At 33.1% G+C, this 25,165-nt stretch carries 27 protein-coding genes; 7 read left to right on the top strand and 20 right to left on the bottom strand.

Features of this window, described 5'->3' with window-relative positions:
- Positions 1-31: 31 nt before the first annotated feature.
- Positions 32-2,074, bottom strand: a complete 2,043-nt coding sequence (locus H6622_16080; protein MCB9063042.1) for a methyl-accepting chemotaxis protein — start codon at positions 2,072-2,074, stop codon at positions 32-34.
- Between the two features lie 98 nt (positions 2,075-2,172).
- Here H6622_16080 and H6622_16085 point away from each other — a divergent pair, with 98 nt between their 5' ends.
- Positions 2,173-2,637 carry a cache domain-containing protein gene (locus H6622_16085; protein MCB9063043.1) on the top strand — a complete coding sequence of 155 codons (465 nt, stop codon included), beginning with the start codon at positions 2,173-2,175 and terminating at the stop codon, positions 2,635-2,637.
- 26 nt (positions 2,638-2,663) lie between these two features.
- On the top strand, positions 2,664-3,734 hold the full coding sequence (locus H6622_16090; GenBank protein MCB9063044.1) for a hypothetical protein: 1,071 nt from the start codon (positions 2,664-2,666) through the stop codon (positions 3,732-3,734).
- Positions 3,735-3,783: 49 nt separating this feature from the next.
- Here the strand turns inward: H6622_16090 and H6622_16095 are convergent, their stop codons facing one another.
- Positions 3,784-4,494, bottom strand: a complete 711-nt coding sequence (locus tag H6622_16095; GenBank protein MCB9063045.1) for an ankyrin repeat domain-containing protein — start codon at positions 4,492-4,494, stop codon at positions 3,784-3,786.
- A gap of 121 nt (positions 4,495-4,615) precedes the next feature.
- On the opposite strand from H6622_16095, the gene H6622_16100 reads away from it, so the two are divergent.
- The gene (locus tag H6622_16100; GenBank protein ID MCB9063046.1) at positions 4,616-6,316 is read left to right on the top strand and encodes a response regulator; all 1,701 of its coding nucleotides are present in this window, start codon (positions 4,616-4,618) and stop codon (positions 6,314-6,316) included.
- A 36-nt stretch (positions 6,317-6,352) separates the two neighbouring features.
- Positions 6,353-7,168: a signal peptidase I gene (gene lepB / locus H6622_16105; protein MCB9063047.1), complete on the top strand. Its 816-nt coding sequence runs from the start codon at positions 6,353-6,355 to the stop codon at positions 7,166-7,168.
- Between the two features lie 61 nt (positions 7,169-7,229).
- Here lepB and H6622_16110 read toward each other — a convergent pair whose 3' ends face one another.
- The 3 genes from H6622_16110 to H6622_16120 all read right to left on the bottom strand — a co-directional run bounded on the left by H6622_16110 (position 7,230) and on the right by H6622_16120 (position 9,969).
- The gene (locus H6622_16110; protein ID MCB9063048.1) at positions 7,230-8,405 is read right to left on the bottom strand and encodes a BspA family leucine-rich repeat surface protein; all 1,176 of its coding nucleotides are present in this window, start codon (positions 8,403-8,405) and stop codon (positions 7,230-7,232) included.
- Between the two features lie 122 nt (positions 8,406-8,527).
- Positions 8,528-9,193, bottom strand: coding sequence for a hypothetical protein (locus H6622_16115; GenBank protein ID MCB9063049.1), 666 nt, complete (start codon positions 9,191-9,193; stop codon positions 8,528-8,530).
- A 536-nt stretch (positions 9,194-9,729) separates the two neighbouring features.
- Positions 9,730-9,969: a hypothetical protein gene (locus H6622_16120; protein ID MCB9063050.1), complete on the bottom strand. Its 240-nt coding sequence runs from the start codon at positions 9,967-9,969 to the stop codon at positions 9,730-9,732.
- Between the two features lie 862 nt (positions 9,970-10,831).
- Here H6622_16120 and H6622_16125 point away from each other — a divergent pair.
- Positions 10,832-11,170, top strand: a complete 339-nt coding sequence (locus H6622_16125; GenBank protein ID MCB9063051.1) for a hypothetical protein — start codon at positions 10,832-10,834, stop codon at positions 11,168-11,170.
- The gene (locus tag H6622_16130) at positions 11,157-12,842 is read left to right on the top strand and encodes a chloride channel protein (protein MCB9063052.1); all 1,686 of its coding nucleotides are present in this window, start codon (positions 11,157-11,159) and stop codon (positions 12,840-12,842) included. The genes H6622_16125 and H6622_16130 overlap by 14 nt, the downstream gene beginning before the upstream one ends.
- 6 nt (positions 12,843-12,848) lie before the next feature.
- On the opposite strand, the gene H6622_16135 is transcribed toward H6622_16130, so the two are convergent.
- The 5 genes from H6622_16135 to H6622_16155 form a co-directional block, all read right to left on the bottom strand.
- Positions 12,849-13,202 (bottom strand): hypothetical protein, encoded by a 354-nt coding sequence (locus tag H6622_16135; GenBank protein ID MCB9063053.1) that lies wholly within the window; start codon positions 13,200-13,202, stop codon positions 12,849-12,851.
- 109 nt (positions 13,203-13,311) lie between these two features.
- The gene (locus H6622_16140) at positions 13,312-13,770 is read right to left on the bottom strand and encodes a group 1 truncated hemoglobin (GenBank protein ID MCB9063054.1); all 459 of its coding nucleotides are present in this window, start codon (positions 13,768-13,770) and stop codon (positions 13,312-13,314) included.
- 1 nt (position 13,771) lies between these two features.
- Entirely contained in the window at positions 13,772-14,158 is a 387-nt protein-coding gene (locus H6622_16145; GenBank protein ID MCB9063055.1) for a hypothetical protein, read from the bottom strand.
- Between the two features lie 43 nt (positions 14,159-14,201).
- Positions 14,202-14,837, bottom strand: a complete 636-nt coding sequence (locus tag H6622_16150) for an NAD(P)H-dependent oxidoreductase (protein ID MCB9063056.1) — start codon at positions 14,835-14,837, stop codon at positions 14,202-14,204.
- A gap of 118 nt (positions 14,838-14,955) precedes the next feature.
- Positions 14,956-15,258: a DUF5329 family protein gene (locus tag H6622_16155; protein ID MCB9063057.1), complete on the bottom strand. Its 303-nt coding sequence runs from the start codon at positions 15,256-15,258 to the stop codon at positions 14,956-14,958.
- A gap of 232 nt (positions 15,259-15,490) precedes the next feature.
- Between H6622_16155 and H6622_16160 the strand changes: the two genes are divergently transcribed.
- A complete protein-coding gene (locus H6622_16160; protein MCB9063058.1) occupies positions 15,491-16,006 on the top strand; it encodes an HNH endonuclease in 516 nt (171 codons plus the stop codon).
- Positions 16,007-16,049: 43 nt separating this feature from the next.
- Here H6622_16160 and H6622_16165 read toward each other — a convergent pair whose 3' ends face one another.
- The 10 genes from H6622_16165 to H6622_16210 form a co-directional block, all read right to left on the bottom strand.
- Positions 16,050-16,829, bottom strand: coding sequence for a 1-acyl-sn-glycerol-3-phosphate acyltransferase (locus H6622_16165; protein MCB9063059.1), 780 nt, complete (start codon positions 16,827-16,829; stop codon positions 16,050-16,052).
- Between the two features lie 2 nt (positions 16,830-16,831).
- A complete protein-coding gene (locus tag H6622_16170; protein ID MCB9063060.1) occupies positions 16,832-17,635 on the bottom strand; it encodes a GNAT family N-acetyltransferase in 804 nt (267 codons plus the stop codon).
- Positions 17,632-18,852, bottom strand: a complete 1,221-nt coding sequence (locus tag H6622_16175) for a M20/M25/M40 family metallo-hydrolase (GenBank protein MCB9063061.1) — start codon at positions 18,850-18,852, stop codon at positions 17,632-17,634. The genes H6622_16170 and H6622_16175 overlap by 4 nt, the downstream gene beginning before the upstream one ends.
- A gap of 66 nt (positions 18,853-18,918) precedes the next feature.
- Positions 18,919-19,674 (bottom strand): alpha/beta hydrolase, encoded by a 756-nt coding sequence (locus tag H6622_16180; protein ID MCB9063062.1) that lies wholly within the window; start codon positions 19,672-19,674, stop codon positions 18,919-18,921.
- Positions 19,671-20,657 carry a hypothetical protein gene (locus tag H6622_16185; protein ID MCB9063063.1) on the bottom strand — a complete coding sequence of 329 codons (987 nt, stop codon included), beginning with the start codon at positions 20,655-20,657 and terminating at the stop codon, positions 19,671-19,673. The genes H6622_16180 and H6622_16185 overlap by 4 nt, the downstream gene beginning before the upstream one ends.
- A gap of 3 nt (positions 20,658-20,660) precedes the next feature.
- Positions 20,661-21,329 (bottom strand): phosphate signaling complex protein PhoU, encoded by a 669-nt coding sequence (gene phoU / locus H6622_16190; protein ID MCB9063064.1) that lies wholly within the window; start codon positions 21,327-21,329, stop codon positions 20,661-20,663.
- A gap of 12 nt (positions 21,330-21,341) precedes the next feature.
- Positions 21,342-22,103, bottom strand: coding sequence for a phosphate ABC transporter ATP-binding protein (pstB, locus tag H6622_16195; GenBank protein ID MCB9063065.1), 762 nt, complete (start codon positions 22,101-22,103; stop codon positions 21,342-21,344).
- A gap of 11 nt (positions 22,104-22,114) precedes the next feature.
- Positions 22,115-22,975: a phosphate ABC transporter permease PstA gene (gene pstA, locus H6622_16200; protein MCB9063066.1), complete on the bottom strand. Its 861-nt coding sequence runs from the start codon at positions 22,973-22,975 to the stop codon at positions 22,115-22,117.
- Positions 22,972-23,943 (bottom strand): phosphate ABC transporter permease subunit PstC, encoded by a 972-nt coding sequence (pstC, locus tag H6622_16205; protein ID MCB9063067.1) that lies wholly within the window; start codon positions 23,941-23,943, stop codon positions 22,972-22,974. Before pstC ends, pstA begins: the two co-directional genes overlap by 4 nt.
- A 2-nt stretch (positions 23,944-23,945) precedes the next feature.
- Positions 23,946-24,845, bottom strand: a complete 900-nt coding sequence (locus H6622_16210) for a PstS family phosphate ABC transporter substrate-binding protein (GenBank protein MCB9063068.1) — start codon at positions 24,843-24,845, stop codon at positions 23,946-23,948.
- Positions 24,846-25,165: the final 320 nt, after the last annotated feature.

The following is a 25,165-nucleotide window of genomic DNA, read 5'->3' on the forward strand; positions in this document are numbered from 1 at the left end:
ATTTATAACACTTTGTTTTCAAAATGTATAATTAGGCCGCTGATTTTTCTTCTTTTTGATTAATGAGATCCTCTAACTCTGAGACCGTGCTTGTAAGAGCACTCGAAGAATTTGAAAGTTCATCAGATCCAGATGATGAATTTTTTGCTAAGTCTTTGAATTCAGCTGCAAGCTCAATTAACTCAGAAGTCTGTATTGATATATGATCTATACCCTTAAATTGCTCATTTGAAGCAGTTTGAATCTCTGTGATCATATTATAAACTTCTTGAGCATTGCTCATAACTTCCTCTAAGACCTCTAAACTTTCTTTTGTAGCACTTTGGCCCTTTTGGATTTTAGCTCTATTTATATCAATCATATTTTGCATAGATGACTTTGAATTCGTAATTATATTTTCAACTGTTTGAATGGAATTACTAAGAATTTTTGCAATTTCGTTGGCCGCATTTCCTGAAGCAACTGCTAGATTTCCAACTTCTTCAGCAACAACTGCAAATCCTTTTCCATGCTCTCCGGCCCTCGCAGCTTCTACGGATGCATTAAATGACAAAAGCTTAGTTTGAAAAACAATATCATTAATCACATTGGCCTTGTCACCAATTTCACCAATAATCTGTATGATGTCAGTTAATTGCGAATTGACTTTATCAATTTCACTAGCAAAGTCATCATTTGAAGTTTCTATTTCATCCATTGCCAAAGATGTTTGCTCGACATAGGTTTTTCCTCTGATCGCCGCTTCAGCACTTGACTTAGATCTATCCATCGACTTGGTGACATAGTTCATATTCATCTCTAGAGTGGCCTTAACTTCATCAAGTCCAGTCATTGTTTCATTAATACTTTGCGATACCTTATTTGAACTTGTATCTAAAATTTGTGAACTCTGCTTTAAAGCATAGGAATTATTATTCACTTTTCCTGAAACATTTTTAAGACTTTTAATTGCATCTGTAACAGGCGTAACCATTCTTGGGATTACATAAAAAAGAACAAAAGATGACAAAACGATAATAATTGCTGTGAAAACAAATGAAAAAAGAAGTATTTTTGTAACCGCATTGAATACTTCAGAAGCTTGCTTTTCTACAATAACTCCCCATGTTTGACCAAGAAAATTAATTTTTTTAAAGTAACTTACAACTTTCTCACCGGCAGGATCTTTCACTATTTGAGAGAAAGAATCAACTTTAAAAACATTTCTTATTGTTTCTGAATCAACCGGTATGTTTTCTTTAAAAGATTTATAAACATTAAACTCATCCTTATGCACATAAAAATCAGAACGCAATATTTTGTCTGGCCCTATCAAATAGGCCTGACCTGTTTCACCCATACCTATTCTTCTATTTACAATAGAGTTAATGTGATTCAGTTTTAATTTTGCAACAACAACACCCATTGTATCGCCAATATTTATCCCTTCAGAGAGATGGTTAAACTCTGCAAATGCTTTTTGACAAAGATACGCCGTAACTTCATCAAAAATTGGGTTATACTCATAGCCACTGTAGTGTGGGGAGTCACTCTCATCACTAAAAGCAGAATTAATACATTTTGCAACTTTTGAGTCCTTTAAAATTCCATTTTCTAAGTTTTTTCCTAGCATTTTTGAGTTTCCATCCACACTAACAGAAAGCACAATCTGACGATCAAGAGTTGATAAGTGAATTTCTTCAAAACCAAAATCTTGAAGCATACTGTCTAGTCTTTTAGAATATACGCTATAGATACTTTTGTAATCTTTACTAAATATCTCTTCATCGGCGCCTGGATTTAACCCTCTCCCATAAAAGCTTGACTCAAACGATAGGAATAGGCCTTCTATGAGTCTATCATGTGCCAAACGATCAATGAAACGAAGTGATTTGTCACCATATTCTTCTACGCGGTTTGCGGTAGTGTCTCCGATTGATTCAAGCTGATTTGTTACGATTTCTTGAAGAGTTGATCGAAAAAAATAAAATGAAATTGCTGACACAGTAGTGATTCCTATCATGACAATTAATATTGAGATAGAAACAATTTTGTGACTTAAACCTAGTTTTTCAAATGTTTTTTTTAGATTCATACTTTTTCCTCAATAATTTTCTTTTCGAACACAAATTTTTTTAGTTTAATTTATTTGCATGTTTAATTATATTTTTTTTAAAAAAAGGGGATTCATTGATGAAGATCATAATTTTAGGACTTGCTGGACTAATTTCATCGGGTTCATTTGCCGGAGAATGCAGTAAAGAAATTACAAAAAAACAAGTTGAGCGGGTTTGCGAGGCCATTAAAGCAAAAGGAATGGATGCAAAAAATGAAGAGTTAACTTTTGAAAACTGTGGGAAAAACTATGTTTGGGTACAGGACGCTTCAAAACCAACTTTAAACATGATTGTTCATCCAATTAAAAGACGATTGAATGGGAAACGCCTAGATCAACATGCTGATGAAAACGGAGTAAAGCTATTTGTTGAATTTGACAAAAAAGCTAAGGCCGAAAAAGATGGGGGATGGGTTGACTATATGTGGGCAAAACCCGGAAAAGAAAAAGCTACACCAAAAACTTCATTTGTTAAACTATGCGAAGGAAAAGGAGTTAAATGGATAGCAGGTTCAGGTATCTGGAAAGAAGATCTTAAATAAAAACTTTATAAAGAAAAGGATTTGACATGAAAAAACAATTTTTTATTTTAGCAAGTTCGGTTTTAGCATTAGGTGCTCAAGCTAGTGATGGTATGCCAACGTGGTATGGTTTAGTTAACAAGGAAATCAGGTATATTTCACAAGATAAGAAGGCAGCTGCTCCTACTTACTCTGGTGTAACAGATGTAGACGGTTTCGAATCAAGACTTGGTATTAAAGGTGACTATAATGAAACATCAATTGGAAATGTTCATTATAAGTTTGAATTAGGGATTAACTCTAACTTAAATTCTGGGACAGATAGAATTAGAATTCGTCTAGGACATGTAGATGTTAAGAACTCTTGGGGGACAGTGAGATTAGGTCAATTCTGGACACCAGGTTCACTAGCTATACTCGCTGCTGATCCTTGGATGGCAACAGGTTCACAATTATTTGCTCCTGATAACGATGATCTTGCTGGATCTAAATCAGCTAACGGAGCAAGAGGAAATGGGTTCAAAGATCAAGTCGCTTTTATCTCTCCAGAAATTGCTGGTGCAACTATTACAGTAACACACTGGAAATCTAATGGTGGTGTTCAACAAGGTGATAAGTGGTACGAATTTGACTTAAATTATAAAAACCAATTAGGTTCAATAGATTTTGGATTATTCGGAACTTTTGCAAAACAAGAAATGGATTCAACTAAAGGATCTCCTCTTGAAAGTTTTTGGAACGCCGGTTTAAGTCTTTCTCAAAAAGATTGGATGGTTTCATTCGTTTATGGAACTGAAGATAAAGGGAAAATTTCAGGGAAAGATTATGAATACACTAATATGATGATTGGTGCAAAATATATGTTCACTGAAACTCTAGGACTTTTAGCAAACTATGGTTCAACTGACTTTGGAAAAGAAGGCGTTGGAAACTCTCAAAATGATGGAGAGCAAGTTCAATTTTCTGTGGGTCTAAAATCTGATGTAAACAAGTTCATCTCACACAGAGTTATGTATAGAAACACAAAAATTGAAACAAAAGATGGAATTAGCTCAAATACTGCATTTACAAAAAATACTGCAAATGCTGTTATCTATGGTATGACTCTTAAGTTCTAATCAACTTTTTGATCTATAGTTGTAAAGGGGGACAATTTGTCTCCCTTTTTTATTCCTCTTCAGATGAAATTTTTCTGATTGGATCTGTATCAAAAGCACTTATTGTGAGTTTATGCTTCGTAAGTTCTGCGACTTGCTTTGCTGTTTGTCCCTTTGAATCTGATATTTCTTTACTCGCACCCAATTTGATAAGCGCTTTCACATTTTCCCATCGTTTGTTAACCGCCGCAGAATGTAACGCCGTAACTCCCTGGTCATTTTTAAAATTAATATCTAAACCCGTACTAATGAGATATCTAATCGTTTCAGGTGTTCCAATTTGGGCAGCTTTAATTAATGCATTGTTAGTGATGATAATTTTACTAGGTGCTTCCTTCTTAACAATTTTTTTGATCTTTTCAACCTTTTTATCTTCAGCAATGGCCATGAGTTCACTTAATTCTTCACTTTCATTCTCTTCGTCCAAATAATCTTCGTCACTTGGCATTTCTTCATCTTCGTTCATTGTTCCTGCTACAGTTTCTTCAGATTTATCATCTTCTTCAAATTCCTTTTCTTCCTTTTCATTACTAGATAACTCTTGCATATCATCATCACCCATTTTGCTGTCAAGCATATCTAGTTCTTTAGATGTATCTGAAGTGCTATTTGAAAAATCGACACTCGCACTTTCATCCACAGGTTCAAGCTGGCAAGAAACGAGCCAAACTATTGAAAAAAGATAAATAAAACTAATCAATTTAATTTTTCTTAAAATCATACTGATTATATCGGACAAGTCGAAAAATAACTTGAGTAAAATGAGCGGAATTATTTCATCTCTAAGAGTTCTTGTATGTAGATGATTTTCAAAGGATAATAAAAAAACAGGAGTTGGATCGATGCAAATTAGCAAGGATGCGAGATTTATTATAATTGACGATCAGGCCGTCGTTCGCATGGCCGTCAGAACTCATCTCAAGGAAATCGGTTTTAATGGTGAAATCCTTATGGCCGAAGATGGTGACGTGGCCCTTAAAATTATGGAAGATCTCTTTTCTCAAGGAAAAGAAATTGACATGATAATATGTGACCTGGCCATGCCAAATGTTGATGGATTTAAAGTTCTTGAACACGTACGTGGAGATTCAAGATATGAAAAAATACCATTTATCATGTTAACTGCTGAAAGTGAAATCAACACAGTTATGAAAGTGATAGATCTTGGGGCCACAAATTATATTGTTAAACCATGGTCGTTACAAACGTTGCAACGTAAACTCGCCGAATCCTGGATCAAAGTTGAAAGAAAAATCAAAAATAAAGAAAAGAAAGAAGAAGCAATTAGAGAAAATGAAAAAAGAAAAAGTAATGATTTTATAGATCTAAAATCTAATCGTGAAAGTGCACTGAGTGAAACAAAATTTAAAGCACTTATACTAAGTGAGGGTAATCCATTAATTGCAAATCAAAATACAAATTTAAAAAATCAAAAAACGGATCCATATCTAGATAAACTAAAAAAATCATTACTTGAAGGAAATCTTGAAGATGTTAAAAATGCAAAACTTGAGGAAAATTTAAGTGATGACATTGGAGATATTGAATGGGAAGGTGAAGATATCACTCAAGCTGCCATCAATGTATCAAAGTTTTTGGGGATTTCTGAGGCCCATCCCATTTCAAATACTGTCTGTAAAATAAAATGGAAAAAAGTAGATGGCCCACAATCTTATTTGATCTTTAAAAAAGTACACAATATTCTTGATCTTGTAGGTAACACAAATGCAAATGCAGATTTTTATTTTATCCGAAACCTCGCACCTGGAGAATCCTACGAATTTCTAGTTAGGCAAATTGATCAATCAGGAATTACAGACAAAAATGAAGTGACCTTAAAAGTTAAAATGCCAAAAAAATCACCTCAAGATTATTCTGAGTTGGGCATATGGTATTGTGCTGCAGAATTAGATGCAGCAGAAGGTGAAAAGATACATAATTGGCCAGACCTTTCATCAAATAAAAACCATGCAATCTTCATAGATAAAAATAATGTAAAACCACCTGAATTAACCTTTGAGAGCTTCAACGGACTTCCAAGTTTAAAGTTTCGGGGAAGGGGCCAGCTGATTTCAGAAGATATTATTACAAATATTGACTCCTCTTTTACTTTTTTTATTGTTTGCAAGCTCCACTCTCAAATTGGAGATTATTCACGTATTTTAGGGCCTTACAGCAAAGATGGAGTGGGAATCAATGACCTTTTCTTGGCCAGTGAACTCAATGACGGAAATTTGGGAATTTATCAAAAAGAAAATCGATCCACCGGAAAGTCACTACCCGAAGGTGAGCACCTACTGACATTTGAATTAAATGAAAATGGACAGGGGAGAGTTTGGCGTAACGGTAGGCCCTTTGGCGATGCTTTTTCTTATCAAGCAACTCCATTGCTACATATTGTCATTAGTGGACTTAATTTCAAAGAGCGCGCAGCGCAATTTTTTCAGGGTGACCTCGCAGAGATTATTGTTTATAAACGTACTCTAGACGAAGTTGAGCTAAAAGAACTTAATTCTCAACTCATGGAACGATGGCGACTCTAATTGCTTATCTTTCAGTTTTAAACAGGGGTAAATGCTTTGGAAGAACAAAATTCACAAGAGACTTTTTTATCGAGAGTCTTTAGAAAGAAAAAATCTAGTAATACACATAAAAAATATTCAAAAGAGTGGTTCAAAAAAGAATTGATTTCTTTTGCTGTAATCGGATTTGTTGTCTTTGCTTTTAGATCTACTTTTTTTGAACCATTTAGAATCCCAACAGGTTCAATGATCCCCACGTTGCTCATCGGAGACTTTGTCCTCGTTAATAAATTTATCTATGGTTTTAAAGTTCCTTATTCAGATATGTTTGGTAATCCTATCTATATCACAGGGCCCTATGAACCAAAAAGAGGGGATATTATAGTTTTTAAATATCCACAAAATCCATCTTTAAACTATATCAAAAGGCTTATTGGAGTTCCTGGAGACGAAATTGAAATCGATGGTAGACAAATTTTCGTCAATGGAGAGCTCATTGAAATGAGAAAAATTGGAGAAATTCCTGAGCGCAAAGATATGGTTGAAAAATTTAAAAGGCGCGATTTTGAGTATTTTTTAGCAAGAACTGGCAATAAAGAGCATAATATTATTTTTGAACCAAATGGAAGTAGTCGTCTTTACAGTGAAAAATTCAGAGTGCCACCTGGAAAATATTTTGTGATGGGTGATAATAGAGACAACTCTGCTGATTCAAGATCATGGGGATTTGTCCCATTTGAAAATATAAAGGGACGTGCACTTTTATTATGGATGTCTATGACTATTCCTGGCCTTGATCCTGAGCATGAATTTGTTTTTAGACCTGGTCGAATTGGAACTATTCTTCACAAAGAGATCGATTTAAAAAAATAAATTGTTTGTAAGATCAAAAAGATCAATATTTTGAGTAACTATTTTGTAGAATCTATTTGCATCAGTGGATTAAATCAAAGCTTTCATAAGGGAAAAAGTTACTTTTTTCCATTTTCCAAGAATCAATTTTTAAATACTTTAAATTTTCTGTTCCTTGGAAAATTGATGTAAAATTTGTTATTGGGATTTGTTTTACTAAAAAATGATTCAAATCTAAATATTCAATTGATGCAGCTTTGTAGAACAATTTATCCATATCTTTTACATTCGAAGTATCAAAGTTTAGCAAATATATTCCTCTTAGGGATAATGTTTCACTAAACATATTACTCATTGTTTGAACTTGAGAAGTATTGAAAGACTCTAAGTCCAGAAATTCAAGTTTACTAGATTTAGAGAACATTTTATCCATTCTTCTTACATTTTGAGTATTAAAATGAGTTAAGTCTAATGACTTTAGTGATTTTAGTCCTGAAAACATTCCGGTCATACTATTAACATTTGAAGTGTCAAAAGAAGAAACATTAAGTTCACTCAGAGATTCCATAGAATTGAACATATCATACATAGATGATACTTCTGATGTGTCAAATGTCGATAAATCCAAACTCACTAGTTTTAAATTCCCAATGAACATTCCTGCCATAGTTGTTACTTTCTCAGTATTAAAGGAAGAGAAGTTTGCAAATTCTAAAGACTTAGCGTTTTTGAACATTTCTCGCATTGATCCAACTTGATCTGTGCATCCGCCCTTAAATGATTTTAAATTGTGAGCTTCCTGAAATGCTTGTTCTAAACTCACGTAACCTAAATCGCCCAAGTTTACAACTTCAATAAGATTTTTAATCGATAAGTTATTAACAGGATTAAAAAGTGCTCCTACTTTTCCTGTGACAGTGACCTTATAGATACCAGGATTTCTATATACATGACTTTTATTTCCGTACATTCCATATTCTTTTACTTCTTCTACCTTTCCATCTCCCCAATCTACTATAAAATCATAACTTTTTATACTTCCTGGAGATAATGGTAATTCAATCTGTTCTCCTGGATATAAAATTGACCACTTGGACACAAAAGGTTTTTCTGAATGTAAACAAAATGGTCTCTCGTAAAGAGCTTCATTTTGTTTAATGGTAGTATCTGTGTTTTTATCTAAGAAATAATCATTTTCATCTGCTTTATTTTGAGGTGGGGTCTCTGAAATATTTGTAGTTGTATCACTTTTACTCAAAATATTTTTTGAAAAAAATTCATTATTCTTACAACTGGTTATAGATAAAAACAAGACTGAGTAAAAAACGATTATTAATTGTGATTTGTTTTTGAAATACATAATTCGGCCCGTGTCTCAATTTAATCATTCATACAAGAGTACATGTTAGAAATCATTGATAATCCTGCAATTTGTTCATTGCTCATTTCGATATTTTGGCATTGAGAAATTAATAGATTTCTGAATTCATCATTTGAAAACAATGAAGAGTTTCCGACTTTAAAGTGCGCATTCTGAGAGTTCTCAATATAAATACGTTTTCCATTTTCAAAATTAAAAATAATCCAATAATATTGATTATCAATTAACAGAGTTTGAAAATAATTTAAATCTCCTAAATGTGCAAAATGGATAATATTCTTTACATTTAATTGTTGTGTTTGAGGAGTAATGTAAATATTGTTTATCGAAAAATTTGATTTTATATAAACTGTATCTTCACCATTTTCTACTCCTCCAAAATAAAAATGTTCAAGACTAAACGAAGAATCAATGCAATATAAATCGTCTAATTCTGAACTCTGATTTGGGTCAAGAGAATTCTGGCAATTATAGTGATTTTCTAAGTTGGTTTCTCCTACAAGAAAAGAAACAATTTCATTTTTTGAACTATTCTTCACATCGTCAGTGGACAAGTTATTTATTGACTGTGTATTCATTTTTTCTTTTATAGTTTCTCCACAGCTACTAACTGAGAGTAGTAAAATAATTGATGTCCAAAGTTTAAGATATTTTCTTTTCAACATTCGAAAATCCTTGTTGTCGTTACAAATTATTGTTTGTTCCATTCATTTTATTATTCTGGATAATATCTACAAAAAATATCTGGCCATATTTTTAAAAAACCATGAAAAATGGTGAGTTATAAAGATTTTTGTTAAATATTTGTATACCAAAAAAATGTGGCACTACTAAGGATAGTTCAATATCTGATTGATTTTATTTATTCTTGAAGTATCAAATGGAAATGTATCCGAGTTAACGAATGAAGAGTTTAATAAACCAATAGTTAGTCGAAAGAAAACTTATAAAGTGCTAGAATATATTCATACTCTATTTTCAACTTATATCAAATTTAATAGCACTCAATTTTCCGCTTTATTATTTTTCTATTGTCCAGCTATCAATTCAAAGTTGTACTTTAATATTTCTCCTAGGGTCCCTCCTATTATCTGATTACAAATTTATCAATTATTTATTTAAAATCATAATAGAGATTTTAGAAAAAATTAAATCAATTCACCATAGGAGAAACAATATGGAAAACAAAGAGAATAAAGATTTACAAAACAAAGAAGAAAAAATCATCAGTAAGTTCTTTAACAAGAATGTTTTGAAGATTATTATCTTTAGATTCAACGAGTGTATGTTTTTTTAAAGTTTTAAGAATTTCATTTTGGATTGAGTTGCTATATGATTTTATGATGTCCTCATTATAAAGACAATCTAATTCAACATATGGCAATTTTACTTGCGAAATAAGTTCTTTAAAAACAAAAGCTTTGATTTCATCAATCGTCATATTCTCTCCTTATTAACAGTTTTAATTCAAATTGGAGAGATGTAAATTCAGTAAAAAAGTACTAGTGTTATAAAAACTTTTAAAAATTCTAAATTGTACAGGAAGAGAGAGAATCCTCCAGAGAAAACTAATTTAACGATCGATCTAGAGTAATGATAATAGAAAAAAGTTTTAATCTATATTCGTTCTTAAGGACTTGTGGCCCTAAATGAAAGGTAGGTTTAAATAATTCAAAATTCAAAAAGTAGAAGGCAAATGATTTATGGATATATATCATTTCAAACTTAAAGAAAAAGAAATTATTCTAACAAATTAGAATAGATATAGATTTTAAAACGCATAGTCACTTTATTATTTGTTTAAACTATGAATTTATCAATCTATGATTTAGAAATAGTATTCTTTTCATTGTTGTATATTTCTCCCTGTATTAAAAACTGCCCAAAATAGTTTTAAACAAAACTTCAATGATTTGAGGTTATATATTCCTAAAAATAATCAAGCTAATTCTGCGTATCTTTTTATCTCTCTCAATTTACAGAGCAAATTTCAAAATCTGGGTTTCAACGGTCAAGTTTAGAAATAGATCAGAACTTAGAAGTCAATCTGCTTGATACACCTAAATTATTAGAAATAAATGAATCAAAATCAAAGACTAAAAAATGGTGGATTTCACTGAAAGTACTTTGTTGCGAAAAAAATAATCGCTAAATTTTGTTTTCTATTTTCATCTCATTGAAATTCTATTTATAGAAACAATCGAACCTCGCGTGTTTTAAAAAAATATACTTAAATTGACTTTTCAAATCTTAAATAATGTTATTTGATCTATATGTCTATTCAGTTAAAAAGTGAGTGAAAAATGAAAATTTTTAGTATTTCGAAAAGTGAACAATTTGGTCAAATGTTAAAGAAGGTCTTAAAAGGGAAATATCAAGTAGAATCACTAGAAAATGAAGCAGGATTGTTTGAACATGATTATGATAAATGTATGTTAGTCATTGATATCGATACTCTTCAAGATCATGGTTTCACTCTCGCCGCAAAACTGTCTGCGATTCCAGATCGGAAAGCTCTCATTGTTGGTATTACAACTTTTGAAGTAGATTCTGTTGATGCTAAATTTGACTTTTTCTTCAGTTCTTTGAATTCCATCGATGAAAACTTAGATTTAATTTTGGAAAGATATGAACAAATTTAAGAGTATAGTTAATATTGAATTCTGGAAAATTAGTTTAGCAGTTATCCTCATCGGACTAGGGTCTGGATATTTTTCATACTTTCTTCATAAAATTGTCTTTTTGACGACTAATTTGATTGGAACAAATGATACATTCACAATAAAGACACTCTTTTTTTCGATTTCTTTTGCACTTTTATCTTACCTTTTAACAAAAAAAATATTTAAAGATACAAACGGCTCAGGTATTCCACAAGTGAAGCTCAGTCTCGTTGCTTATAAAGGTGAAATGCAAAAAAGAATGCCTGTCGGAAAATTTATAACGTCATTTTTAACTCTTTGTACGGGACTATCATTCGGGAAAGAAGGACCGCTTGTAACAATATCTGCTGCTTGGGGACACCTCGTTTCTCATGTCTTAAAATTAAATCGGCAAATTACAAAAGTCTTAGTTTCGTCTGGTGCTACTGCTGGTCTTGCTGCTGCTTTCAATACTCCTATCGCAGCTGTCGTCTTCACCGTCGAAGAAATCTTAGGAGAACTTAATACCAAGTATCTTGGACCGATTATTGTGACATCTGTGATTGCTTCAGTATGTTCATATAAATTATCTGGTGGACATGGAACTTTTTCCAATCTTAATTATGGTTTCCATGTAGAGTGGCACCTCATTTTTTATTTAATCTTAGGTCTTTTTATGTCTTTTATTGGCCTATTTTTTACTAAATTTATTCTCTTATCGAAAGAAATTAGAAAAAGATATTTTCAAAAATATGACTTTGTGTTTGTGGTCTTTGCCATTGCTTTGGCGGGAATCGCTTCTCTTTATAGCAAAGAAGTTCTAGGCGATGGTATTAATAGTATTAATAATATTTTACAGGGAACAAATATCGATTCACTTAAATATATTCTTTTGCTTTTTATTATCAAGTTTTTTTTAACGACAAGTTCATATAGTACAGGTTTAAGTGGTGGTCTATTTATGCCCGTTCTTTTTTTAGGAGCATTAGGTGGTGGTGCATTTGCAATTGCTTTGAGCAAAATTGGAGTTGAAAATGTAGACGTTGGAGCTTTTGCATTACTAGGGATGACTTCTTTGTTGGTTGCTGTTATTAGAACTCCATTTACTGCGTTTGTCATGCTTTTCGAAATGACAAGGGATTACGAACTCATCCTTCCTTTGATGACTTCAAGTGTAACCGCATATTTTATCTCAAGTTTTATTCATCCAGAATCTGTGTATGAATCAGTTGCTGAATATGAAGGCGTTCATTTGCCAACTCATGATGATAAAGAATGTTTGAATGAGATGAGCGTCGAAGAGTGTATGGTTAAAAAGGTTGTAAGTTTAGAATCTAGTCTCAAATTAAGCGAGAGCATAGATATTGTAAGTCAATATGATTTTGGGGGATATCCAGTTGTAAATAAGGGTATACTCCTAGGAATAATAAATAAGAGTGATCTTCTAGATAAAAAAGAAAGCGGAGAAGATTGCAACATTATTGAACTCTTAAAATATTCAACTATTTCAATATATCCTGATCAAAGTTTATTAGTTGCTATGGATAGAATGAAGAGATTTGAAATCGGAAGATTACCTGTTGTGAGCAGATTTAACGATAGAAAGCTGTTGGGCGTGATTACTCCGAAAGATATCGTCAATTATCTGGGGATTCAGAAAAAAGTAGAGTAGTTTCTCTTAAAAGAGTCCCATAGATCTGGCCTGCTCCATCAGTTTTTGCCTTTCCTCATCACTCATTTGGGAAACTTGTTCTTGAATTTTTCTGAGCTCTTCAGGATCCATCTTGTTCATCATTTCTTGAACTTTTTGCAATCCCTCTGGCCCAAAACCTTTTAGGGCAGATCTAAAAATGATTTTCTCAGAAGTTTTTTCGTGCTCTATTCCTTCAGCTTTGAACTCACTCAGTATATTGTTTAGATTTTCATTTCTTTCATCCGCAATTTCGTACATTTTCTCCAGTGGAAGTGAAACACTTTTTAATGGAAAACCATTCATTTGAATATTTTTTAAAATTTGTTCCTTTAAACTCATATTCTCTCCCTTCTGTCCAAAAATTGGACAAGACTATCAGCTAAAAGGGAAAGTGCCTACATTTTAATAAAAGCTAAATAAGTTATGATTATTTTGAATAGAATGAATCCTATGCTGCGTTGCTTTTCTTTGGATTTGGAAAATCTAAAATTTCATCAGAATTAAAACGTTTCTGACACTCACTGACGCTTTTTTTAACAATTCCACCCCTAAAAGCTTCATCAATTTTTAACCATCTTTCCTTTAACTCTGCAGAAGCTCCGGCCTCATCTATTGACTCCGCAAGTATTTTGGCCCTTAAGTTGAAAAGTTCATCAGAAATCATCATATGCTTATGAGCTGGAATTGGCAGTTTTCCACAATAAATATTTCCTCCACCTAAGGCCCCTGTCATAAAATCCACCTGTTGGGCCTCAATACTTTCTTGCTTGATCCCCACAAAATATTGCGACAACCATTCATGTGCAAACAACTTATCATAAAGTATTTTACTAATTTTTTGTAACATTGGTTTTCCACCAAGTCGCTCAAATTCTTTTAATTTTTCATCTTGATTATCATTGGCCATATTAACCTACCTTCTCGACTTCTTGAGCACCTTCTTGCATTTTTTCTGAAATATAATCAACTCTCTCAATCCATTTATTAAGAAGAGTATCAGTACAATTGTCTCCCTTGGCCATTTTGAAGGCCTCAACCATACTGTTTTTAACAAGACGATAGTGATTAGGACGTATCTGATAGGCCAAATGCCTGATGCCCAATTCATGCAGATATTTATCTAACTCAATTCTGTTATCAAGATTAGATAATATTTTCTGAATTCCCTTTTTGAGTTCTTCTTTCTGTGGCCCTAGTTCTGTATTTTTAAATAACAACTCAACAATTGGCGCCATTTCAAAAAAATTCTTGTAAAAAATATCTACAAATTGATCTAACTCTTTTTCTTCCAACATAGAATTCTCCTATAGATTCTATTCGGAAATAAAAAATAAAAAATTAAATATAATCTACAACTTCTTCAAGAGAATATCTTACTTTCGGGGCCGTAGCATATTTGTCAGAATTTGATCTAAAACCTATTGGACAAACGACGACCGATTTTAGACCTTTTTTGTCAAGACCTAAGATTTCATCGTATTTCTCCGGAGAAAAACCCTCAACTGGACAAGCATCTATGTCATTGATGGCACAAACAGTGAGCAAGTTTCCTAAAGCAAGGTAGACTTGATTTTTCATCCATGCATTTTTTCGCTCAGGACTCATTCCCTTTAGAAAATTCTTCATCATATCAGAATAACCTTTTAACTCTTGCTCATCTTGATTTCTTAACATTGCAGTCGAGTGTACAAAACGATCTACGTCTTCATCTGAAAGATCTAATGGATGGCAAAGCACAATTAAATGTGAAGCATCTGTTATTTGCGATTGGTTCCAACTTGCTGGACGTAACTTTGATCTGATTTCTTCATTTGTGATAACGAGAAATTTCCACGGCTGAAGTCCAAATGAGGAGGCCGAAAGTCTTAAGGAGTCTAATACAGTATTAAGTTGTGTATCTGTTAGTTTTTTACTCGGATCAAATACTTTAGTTGCGTAGCGCCAGTTTAGTTTTTCAATAATTAATTCACTCATGACTTCCTCCTTTAAACGAACAAATTGATTCTACTTGTTTATGCAAATAGTGTTAAGCTGAATGTTTCAGTGTTGAAAAATATTTATGTGGCCATATTTATGGTTTGTTTTTTCCTGGTTATTTATTTGTAGCGTCTTCCTCAGCTATCTTTTTTATCCACTTTTCCGATGTTATGACGATAGCGTTTGACATTTTTACAAGATTGTCTTTATTGCTCATTGATGATTTAGAAGCAATTTCTTCTACAAATTCATCATAACTGATTTGCCTCTTTGCTCCAAACCAAAACAAATTCTTAGTATTCTCAATTTTTTTTCTCAGATGCTGAGCAGCTTCTAATGCTGTATGTTCTTGAACATTTCGAATAAATACAAACTGAGATGTTTCAATTTTTTTAGAACAAAATTGATTTTTTTTCATCTGTTTGTCCATAATACTCACTTCCTGAAAGAATATTTATAAAAACTAAAATCAACGGAAGTTGTGAAAATTTGTACATAATACCCTCATAAAAAGGTGTATATGCAGTCTAAATGATAGAAATTTTTAGGACAATTAAAAAAATGCATACTTTTCTAAAATTACCGATTCATGCTATAATAAAGGTGACGCTATAAATGGATTTAAAGCGTAAATAGGATGACCTAAAGGAATGAGAACACTACTACTAGACAACTCATTTTTTCCCATTAAAGTCATTAGCTGGCAAAAAGCAATGATTTTATTACTCACTTCTCGTGCTGAAATTGTGGATGAGTATAGTGATTTTACAGTGAGATCTCCTCGGAAGCATTTTAATGTTCCTAAAATACTTAGACTTTATTCAAAACATCAAGGCCCAAAAAAGATAAAATTCAATCGTCTAAATGTATATTTAAGAGACGACTTTTCTTGTCAATATTGTACTTTAAAATTTGATTATAATGATCTGACATTTGATCATGTTCTTCCTCAAAGTAGGGGAGGTAAGACCTCTTGGATAAATATTGTAACTTGTTGCAAATTGTGTAATTTAAGAAAAGGGAACAAGACCCCTCGCGAAGCAAATATGAAACTTAAACGTCTTCCTCATGAACCTCAATGGTCTGCTAGACTTGTGATTAAAATGCTTGATGATGATCCTGAAGAGTGGTTTTATTGGCTTCCTCAGTCTACGATCGTTGCATAAATTTTTTGTGTTCTATAAGTTTTATCTCTAATTAAATAACTAATTAATTTAAAACAGGTCTAAAGTTTAGGGACGTTGTTTCGAAGGCCCGTTCTGAAAGACTGCGAATTTTATCATTGTGAGTTGTTTGAATGCTTTCGCAAACATTGATTTGCACATTGACTCTGTCACATTCACATAGGGAAATAAAATGGCCCAAAAAGTCCATATCTCCATACCAACAAACTTTGTCACGATTTTCAGGGCCAAATGTACAATTATTAATTCTTGTATAGTTTATTGCCAAAATCAAGATTGGACAATTGGAGTCAACAGCGGCCTGAAATAAAGGTCTTTTAAAAGGAAGTACTTTTTCACCATTTGAACTTGTTGCCTCGGGATAAACAGTGACATTTAGTCCATTTTCCAATGCCTGGGTGACTTCTTCAATCTCACGGTGAAGGTTTTTTCTGTTTCTTCTCTCAACATATAAACATCCCCCAAGCAATGTTAATAGACCAAGTCCTGGGGTATTTTTAATCTCTACTGATGTTACAAAGCAAGTTGGAGCAATCGATGATAAGATTAAAACATCCAAATATGAGAGATGGTTTGAGGTTATAAAATGATTTTGATTTCTTGAAAAAGTATCTATATCACCTTTTAGAGTTACTTTTATATTGAGAACTCTTAAAAGGAGTGTTGAGTAAAAACTAACTAATCTGATAAGTACTTTTCTGGCCTTAAAAGGTGTTAACCTAACGAATATATAAAAGGGTAGTGCTGAAATTATATAGAAAAAAATAATTAATAAAAATAATATGAATTTAATATTTTTTTTCATATTCAGTTTCCAAAATAACGTCTTTTAAAACTATCATTTAAATTTTTTAAGTCGAGAACTGTAAATAAATCAGTACAATTAAAATCTCGGTCCAGAGCTGGAGAATCACATACTTTTGCTCCTGCAAGTAAGTACATTCTTAGTAGTGGTGGAATCAGTTCTGGGATATTTTTGTCATCACAATATTGAGTTTTCATTTCAAAATCAGTAAATTTAAAATCTTCTAAGGTGTCGATTTTCCCTTCAATTAGATGCTTTTTTTCTCTGAGCACAGAAATAAGTTTTGCGATTTGATGATATGACATGGTTTTTATACTACTACAACCAAACAAAACATCTGCCCCACAGACTTGAGAATATCTACCAATTCCTTTCCATAGAATATCAAGTGTTTTTCCATCTCTAAAATCTTCATCTATACAAGCTCTACCCAACTCAAGTCTGATACCTTTGGTTTCTTTAAATAATTGCTCTAAATTGAATTCTGTCTCTGAGTAAAAATTGTTTGATACCACCGAACAAAGAACTCTATAAGTTCCAATAACTTTTTTAGATTTTTTATGAATTATGATAATGTGGTCACATTTTTTATCAAACTGATCAATATCTAAATTCCACGGCCTTTGTCCTGAAGTTGATTCAAGAAAGTTATTATAACGTAATCTAAATACTTGGGTGAATTCTTTGAGTTTAGAAGCTGTTTTTAAAATGTAGTGAGAAGTTTCAAAGTAAACAGGAAAAGATGGCCGATAAATTGAAAATCTTCCTAGTCTTATAAAATTTGAAAGTTCATAACTCAATCTCATATTTTCATCCTTTGTGTTGATATTTTGTTTAAGATTTTTGCAAATGCCATACCTTTTCTATAGAGAGAATCAGTGTATATGAATTCTTTTTCCTGATGTAAGAAATTTCCCTCACAACCAAGTCCATCTAAGGAGAGATTATACTCATTTGATAAATAGTTTATGTCTGCCGCTCCATTTGAGTGTTCATGGGTTCTTAATTTGTATGGAGTAAACGTGTTTAGTACATCTACATATTGATTTGCAAATCGAATATTCTTGGGTTTCAAAGACATGGATGGACAATCATCTTCAATTGAATAGGAAATTTCAAAAGACTGATCTCTGTCTGAATGATATCTTTTTGAATGAGTAAGCTTTTGATGAATAATTTGAAGAAGTTTAGCTCTTGAATTCTCACAAGAAAATCGCAGGTCGAGTTTAACTTTAAGTTCACCACAAGTTATATTAAAAACATCAAACCCACCTTCAATTCTTGAAACATTTAGTGAAGCATGGTCAAAATTGAGTACAAATTTTTCTATTTCAACTAGTTTTCTTGCAAATTCATGAGCTGCGTTCAGTGCGTTTCTTCCTTTTCTTCCTGAGTGAACACTTTCACCTTTTACCGTGATGTCGTACCAAATATTTCCATTGCGAGAGCTTATGATTTGATTTTCGTCCAGAGCTGGTTCAAAACCGAAATTATAATCAGTTCCATGGCCTAGGGATTTGAAAATGTTTGAAAAACCTTTAGACCCCTGTTCTTCATTTGGAGAAGAAATAAATGAAATATTCAGATTAGGGTTTATCTGATTTGCAAAAAAAATTTTTAGTCCAATTAAAGCACAGATAAGGCCTGACTTATCATCAGCGACTCCCGCACCAAATGCCTTGTCTCCTTTGATTTTAAATCGTGTTTTTTCAGTTAGTGGAAGTACACAATCAGCATGGCCCATTATGGTTATGTGTGGTGAAAAAATATTGTTATAATACCTGGCCACAAGTAAATCGCCACTCTTAAATACAGGGTTTTTTTCAAAAGAGATTTTAAAACCAAGATCAAGCAGATCATTGGCAATTTCATTTTGAATAGAATTGACTCCGGAAATATCATTTGTACTTGAGGAAATTCCTACAAGCTGTGAGAGTCTGTTGATGCCCCAATCGTAAAGGTCATATTGATAAACTGATAAATTGCCAAGATCGTTTGGACAAAGAATTTGTTGGGTTATCACAAAAACCTCGGTTTTTAATATTACCCAAAATAGATATCAAATTAAGTGTTAATTTCGTGTTAGGATTTAGCTAGATTTATATTTAATCCAGCTTAAGATTTCTTGAGCACTCCACTTTGGATCTTCAAGCGGAAGATCATGTCCTGCATTAGGGTGAGATATACAATGCGCATTGAAATGTTTTGAAAGCTCAAAACTGCATTGGGGGTTAACCATTTTATCTTGAAGTGAACATAAGATAAGAAGCGGGATATTCATTTTTTTAGGTAACCTAAACATTGCTGCTGCGGCCAATTGTCTAAGTACATTTTCAATTTTGAGCGGATGTTCATCTAAATAACGAGCATGTCTTTTGGCAATTTCTTTTTTCCCCTTGGTACTATTGATAACTAGGTCAAGGACGGTGGATTCTCTGTCAAGGTTTGTTTTTTTTGTAGCGACTTCTAGAAGTTTTGCAATTCCAAATGGTCTAAGCCGATGAAGTAATGGGGAGAGGTTTCCACTTGAACTATTTATAACAGTTAATGACTTAAAATCATTTTTATATTTGTTGGCCCAATAAAGACCAATCATTCCTCCTAAAGAGATGGTTATCAGATGCCAATCACCTTTATGGCCATTTTTGATCTTAAGATACTCTTTACGTAGAAACTTAACTGTTGAAGAAATCGTAAGGGGAGAATCAAGATTTGTATAAATTCCAAAACCTGGAAGGTCTATAAAGTGTACATTAACTTTTGAGTCTATTTTTTTGAGTTCTTGAGGAAAGTCTCCCCAATGTCTATATTCTCTACCAAGTCCACGAAGAAGAAGTAAATTCATTGGCCATCACCTACAATCGTTGTTTTTTGAAACCAAGCGGGATAATTTTTAGTGACCCGAAGCAAGTAATCGAGGAGTAACAAATGCCTTCTCATCGTTCTGCTATGTCTATGACGTTTCATGGGGTTAAACATACCAAGTAATGAAAAAATTTGAGAAGGATTTTTTCTTACCCAATTCCAAGATCCCATCTCAAGTGTAAAGGGAATATAGACAGAATTTTCATTTTGGGGATCATTATAGTGAAGATCAAAGAGGTGATCCCACAGATCTCCGCTTATTATATAACTGTCGGCCTGAGATTCAAATTTATAAACATGGTGAGGAATTGTTCTGTCAAGGAGTTCACTAATAACTAAAGATTCTTTTTTACGAGGAAAATCTGAAGATGTCTTCGCATAGGGATACCAAATTCTATCAACCATCCCAAAACCAGAATGGACATCTAGACTAATTGAAGCAGGAGAGTTAAAGAGGTATTTAGTCACAAAATCAATGACAAGTTGAGTCTCACTTTCAATTATCCCTTTTTCTCCGCGATACCATGGAATCAAATTACTAATTCTATGCCCTGAAATAAACGGAGTTCCTTCATCAATCGAATCCACAGGGGAGTTTCTCATAATGTCTACTCCATTTGGATTGCTACGTTGATAAGTGGCCATTCCTGCAGGATTAATTAAGGGGATACTAACAAAACGAAAATTTTTAAAGAAATTTCTTAGTTCCATATCCCAAGTTAATTGTTGAAAGAGGGAAGTTAAATAATTAATAACAACATGTGTACCAACTCTTTCAAGCCCGTGAACCCCTCCAAAAAGTCCAAATGTAGGAACACATTTGTCTTTTGGGCCTATAACAAAGGAAACAATAGGGTAGTCGCGTTTTTTGTGCTTAATAATTCCTAAATTATCTGTACTGATAAGATCATTTTGAAAACTTTTGAGTTCGAGAATCTTTTTTAACTCTGGCAGATTATGCATAGTTTAGTTTTTAAAAAATTTCATTTCGTGTCTTACAATTTCACCTTCAACTAAGTATATCAGATCTTCTGCAATATTTGTTGCATAATCTGAAATTCTTTCTAAATGTTTAGAACATGATAAATGTTGAGAATACAACTGTACATCGTTAGGATTTTGTTTGATTAATTCATAGTGGGCCTGATGCATATTTCGATTGATCTCATCAACTACTTCATCCATTTCACATACTTCTTTGGCCAAGGCCACATTTTGGTTAAGAACAGAGTTAATTGATTTTCGAAGCATATTTAATGTTATATCTGACATTTCTTTATAATCAATTGATGTAACCTTGAAGTTGTTTGACGAAATAAATTTTGCTCTTTGAGCAATGTTGGCCGTAAGATCACCAATTCTTTCTAAATCATTATTTACTTTTAACACTGTTATGACAAATCTTAAATCAATCGCTACTGGTTGATGGAGTGCCAATATTTTTAAACATTCCTCTTCAATTGTAACTTCAGCTGCATTGACTTTCTGGTCAGTATCGATAACTTTTTTGGCCTTCTCAATACTACCTTCAGCGAGAGATTCTATAGATAAGATAAAATTATCTTCAATAATTTTCATAAGTTCTTGTAATTGCCATCTAAGCTTATCAATCGCTTTTTCTAAATGTACTGCCATTGTCTTGCCTTTTTACCCAAATCTACCAGTAATATAGTCCTCTGTCTGTTTATTGGATGGGTTTGTGAATATTTTTTTTGTTTCATTAAACTCAACCAGTTCCCCATTATAGAAAAAAGCAGTTTGGTCTGATATTCTTGCGGCCTGTTGCATATTATGAGTGACAGTAATTATAGTATAGTCCTGGGCCAATTCAGTCATAAGATCCTCTATTTTTAATGTTGAAATAGGATCTAAGGCCGAACAAGGTTCATCCATTAATATAACTTCTGGTCTCATTGCAATTGCTCTTGCTATACAGAGTCTTTGTTGTTGGCCCCCGGAGAGAGCTGTGGCCATATCATCTAGCCTATCTTTGACATCATCCCACAGTGCGGCCTTTTTTAAAGAAGTTTCAACTAACTCGTTGTAATCTCCCTTGAATCCATGAATTGAAGGGCCCCAAGTGATATTTTTTCGAATTGATTTTGGAAATGGGTTTGGCCTTTGAAAAACCATTCCAATCTGTTTTCTCAGTTCAGCTGGATCGACTTTTCTATGGTAAATATTTTTGTTTTTAAAACGTATTTTACCATCTACTTTCATTATATCTATGAAATCATTCATTCTGTTAAGGGTTCTAAGCAGTGTACTTTTTCCACAACCTGATGGGCCAATAATAGCGGTAACTTTTTTTTCTTCAAACTTAAGATTCACATTTTTTACTGCACATTTAAGTCCATAAAAAATTGAGAGATTTTGGGTTTCAATGATCGGATCGGTTTTCGTATTCATAGTTTAACCTACTATAGTTTTTTACTAGTTTTATGGCGAATAAGAACTGCCGCTAAGTTCATCGTAAACATAAAAATAAGAAGTACAATAATCCCAGCAGCACTTAGATAATGAAATTCAACTTTTGGCCTAGATGTCCAGTTAAAAATCTGGATTGGAAGAGTTGTAAATTCGTCATAAATATTTTCAGGAACAAAAGCGACATAACTGAGTGCTCCTACTATGATGAGTGGTGCAGTCTCTCCAATAGCTCTTGAAAGCGAGAGAATTACTCCAGTCATTATACCAGGGAGTGCATTTGGTAAAACATGACCAAATATAACTTGCCACTTTCTAGCTCCTAGAGCATAGGCCGCCATACGTAAAGACTTAGGTACGGATTTGATTGCTCCACGGGAACTAATAATGATGATAGGGAGAATAAGTAAAGAAAGTGTTAGTCCTCCACTTAGAACACTACGTCCAAAACCCAAAGTGTGGACAAAGATTGCAAGTCCCAATAGCCCATAAACAATAGAGGGAACTCCTGCAAGATTTGAAATATTAAGATCAATAAAGCGAGAAAAACGCCCTTTACCTCCATATTCCTCTAAATAGAGTGCAGAAGCTATTCCAACAGGTATTGCAAAGGCCGCAGTTACGCCCATAAGCCAAAAACTCCCTACAAGAGCTGTTTTAATTCCAGCTTTATGTGGAAATCTTGAGGGTAAGGCAGTAAGAAATTCTGTATTCAGCCAATCGTAACCTTCCTGAACAATTTTATAAATAAGAAAGGACAAGATCAGTACAACAAACCAACTAAACACAATACATAAAAGTTTGAAAAATTTCTCAAATATTCTACGAGATTTTAAAGTTCTAGTTGAATTCATTCCATCACCAATTGATAACGTTGATAAATTTTTCGACCAATGTAATTCATAAATAAAGTCATGATAAAAAGTAATGAACCTACGGCAAATGATGTTTGATACTCAATTCCTCCGGCCGGTATATCTCCAAGTGAAACTTGGACAATGTAGGCCGTCATTGTTTGTATACTCTCTAGAGGATTTATTGTTAGCTTCGCCGTTGCTCCTGCTGCGAGTGTAACGGCCATGGTTTCTCCAATTGCACGTGATAATGCAAGTATAAACGCAGCGATTACTCTTGGAAGGGCTGCGGGAATTAGGATAGATCTAATAATTTCAAATGATGTGGCGCCAAGAGCATGGCCACCTTCTTTAAGTCCTTTTGGAATAGAAGCAAATGCATCATCACAAAGCGAAGAAACCATGGGCAGAGTCATTATTCCAACTACGATTGCACCGGAAAGTGCGTTAAAAACTTCTGTTTGAGGTATAATCATTTTTAAAAGCGGAGTAATGACAGTTAACGCAAAATATCCATAAACAACAGTGGGAATACCGGCCAAGATTTCTAAAATTGGTTTTAAAATATTCCTCACTCTTAAGGTTGCATATTCGCTTAAATAGATGGCCGAAAATAAACCGAGTGGTATCGATATTAACCCCGATCCAATTGTGATGAGAAGCGTTCCGCAAACTAACGGAAGAACTCCAAATGATTTTGGCTCGAGAAGTGGTTCCCATTTTGTACCAAATAAAAAATCACTTATAGGTACATGTGAAAAAAAAGCAAAAGACTCTTTACTTAAAACAAAAATAATCCCGAAGGTTGTAATGATTGAAATTGAAGCACATAGACCAAGTGTTAAAAAGACAACGTGGTCAATTCCATATTTTCTGAGGTAATTTTTGAAATTTAAGATAGATTTTGAGTTCTCACTAAACCAGTTTTCTTCCAATATAGATTTTTTCTTTTTCATTAAGCGATACATAGTTACTTAATTTTACTTAAACTAAGGATATAATCATTACTAGGTAAAGGTACATAACCAACGTCTTTAACAATTGAGGTTGCATTTTTCAAATAAAAATTAACATATTCCTTAACTTCAGCGCGAGTTAGAGATAATTTGTTGACGTAAATGAAAATTGGTCGTGAAAGTGGAAAATACTTTCCACTATTAATTGTTTCAATCGAAGGGACAACCACTCCGTTTTTACTCTTAATTGGTACGGCCTTAATATTTTTCTTATTTTCATTGTAGTAAGAAAATCCAAAATAACCCAATGAGAATTTATCACCAACAACACCATTCACTAAAACATTATCATCTTCGGACATTTGGAAATCTGATCGACTCCTTCTTGCTTGTCCATTTATTTCTTCTGTAAAGTAATCAAAGGTACCAGAATCTGTACCAGGCCCGTAAAGCTTTATTGGTTTGTCTGGCCATGTTTTTCTTACATCTTTCCAGGTTTTAACTTGGCTATCTTTATCCCAAATTTTTTTCAATTCTTCTGTCGTTAAAAAGTCGACAAAATCATTGTCCTTATTCATGACTACTGTTATTCCATCATATGCAACCGGAATTTCCATATATTCAATCTTGTTCTCTTTGGCCAAACCAACCTCTGTGATTTTAATTGGTCTTGAAGCATTGTTAATATCTGTCTCACCCTTTAGGAACTTTTTAAATCCTCCACCTGTTCCAGAGACTCCAATATTGACTTTTACTCTTGGTTGCACCGATCTAAACTCTTCTGCGATGGCCTCTGTAATTGGAAAAACTGTTGATGATCCATCAATAGATACCTTTCCTCTGAGTTGGGCAATTGCGAACGTATTTTGCATGATCAACAGTAGGAAAGTTAGAGATGATAAGGAAGTCTTCATTCTTGTCTCCTGTTAGGTTCCTAAAAAACTAGCGTCCATAAGAAAATAAAGAAATTGAATTGATTTGATAAGGGAAAACTTGAGTTTTTTTTATGAGAATGATCAGTTTTCATTCAGGGCCAACAGGTTGATATCACGTGGGTTACATTCAGTGAAATTCTTGGGAAATTGGTTAACAAGTTCTTCCCTAGAGACCTTTTGTTATTCTTAACAAGATCCTAACATATAAAATGATGACTTTTAATGTAATATAAATTTGATTTTTTATTTGATGATTTACGACATCAGACTGTTACTTTGCTACTTTTTGGGAGAAAAAT

The organism is Halobacteriovoraceae bacterium, from assembly GCA_020635115.1.
Lineage (GTDB): Bacteria > Bdellovibrionota > Bacteriovoracia > Bacteriovoracales > Bacteriovoracaceae > JACKAK01.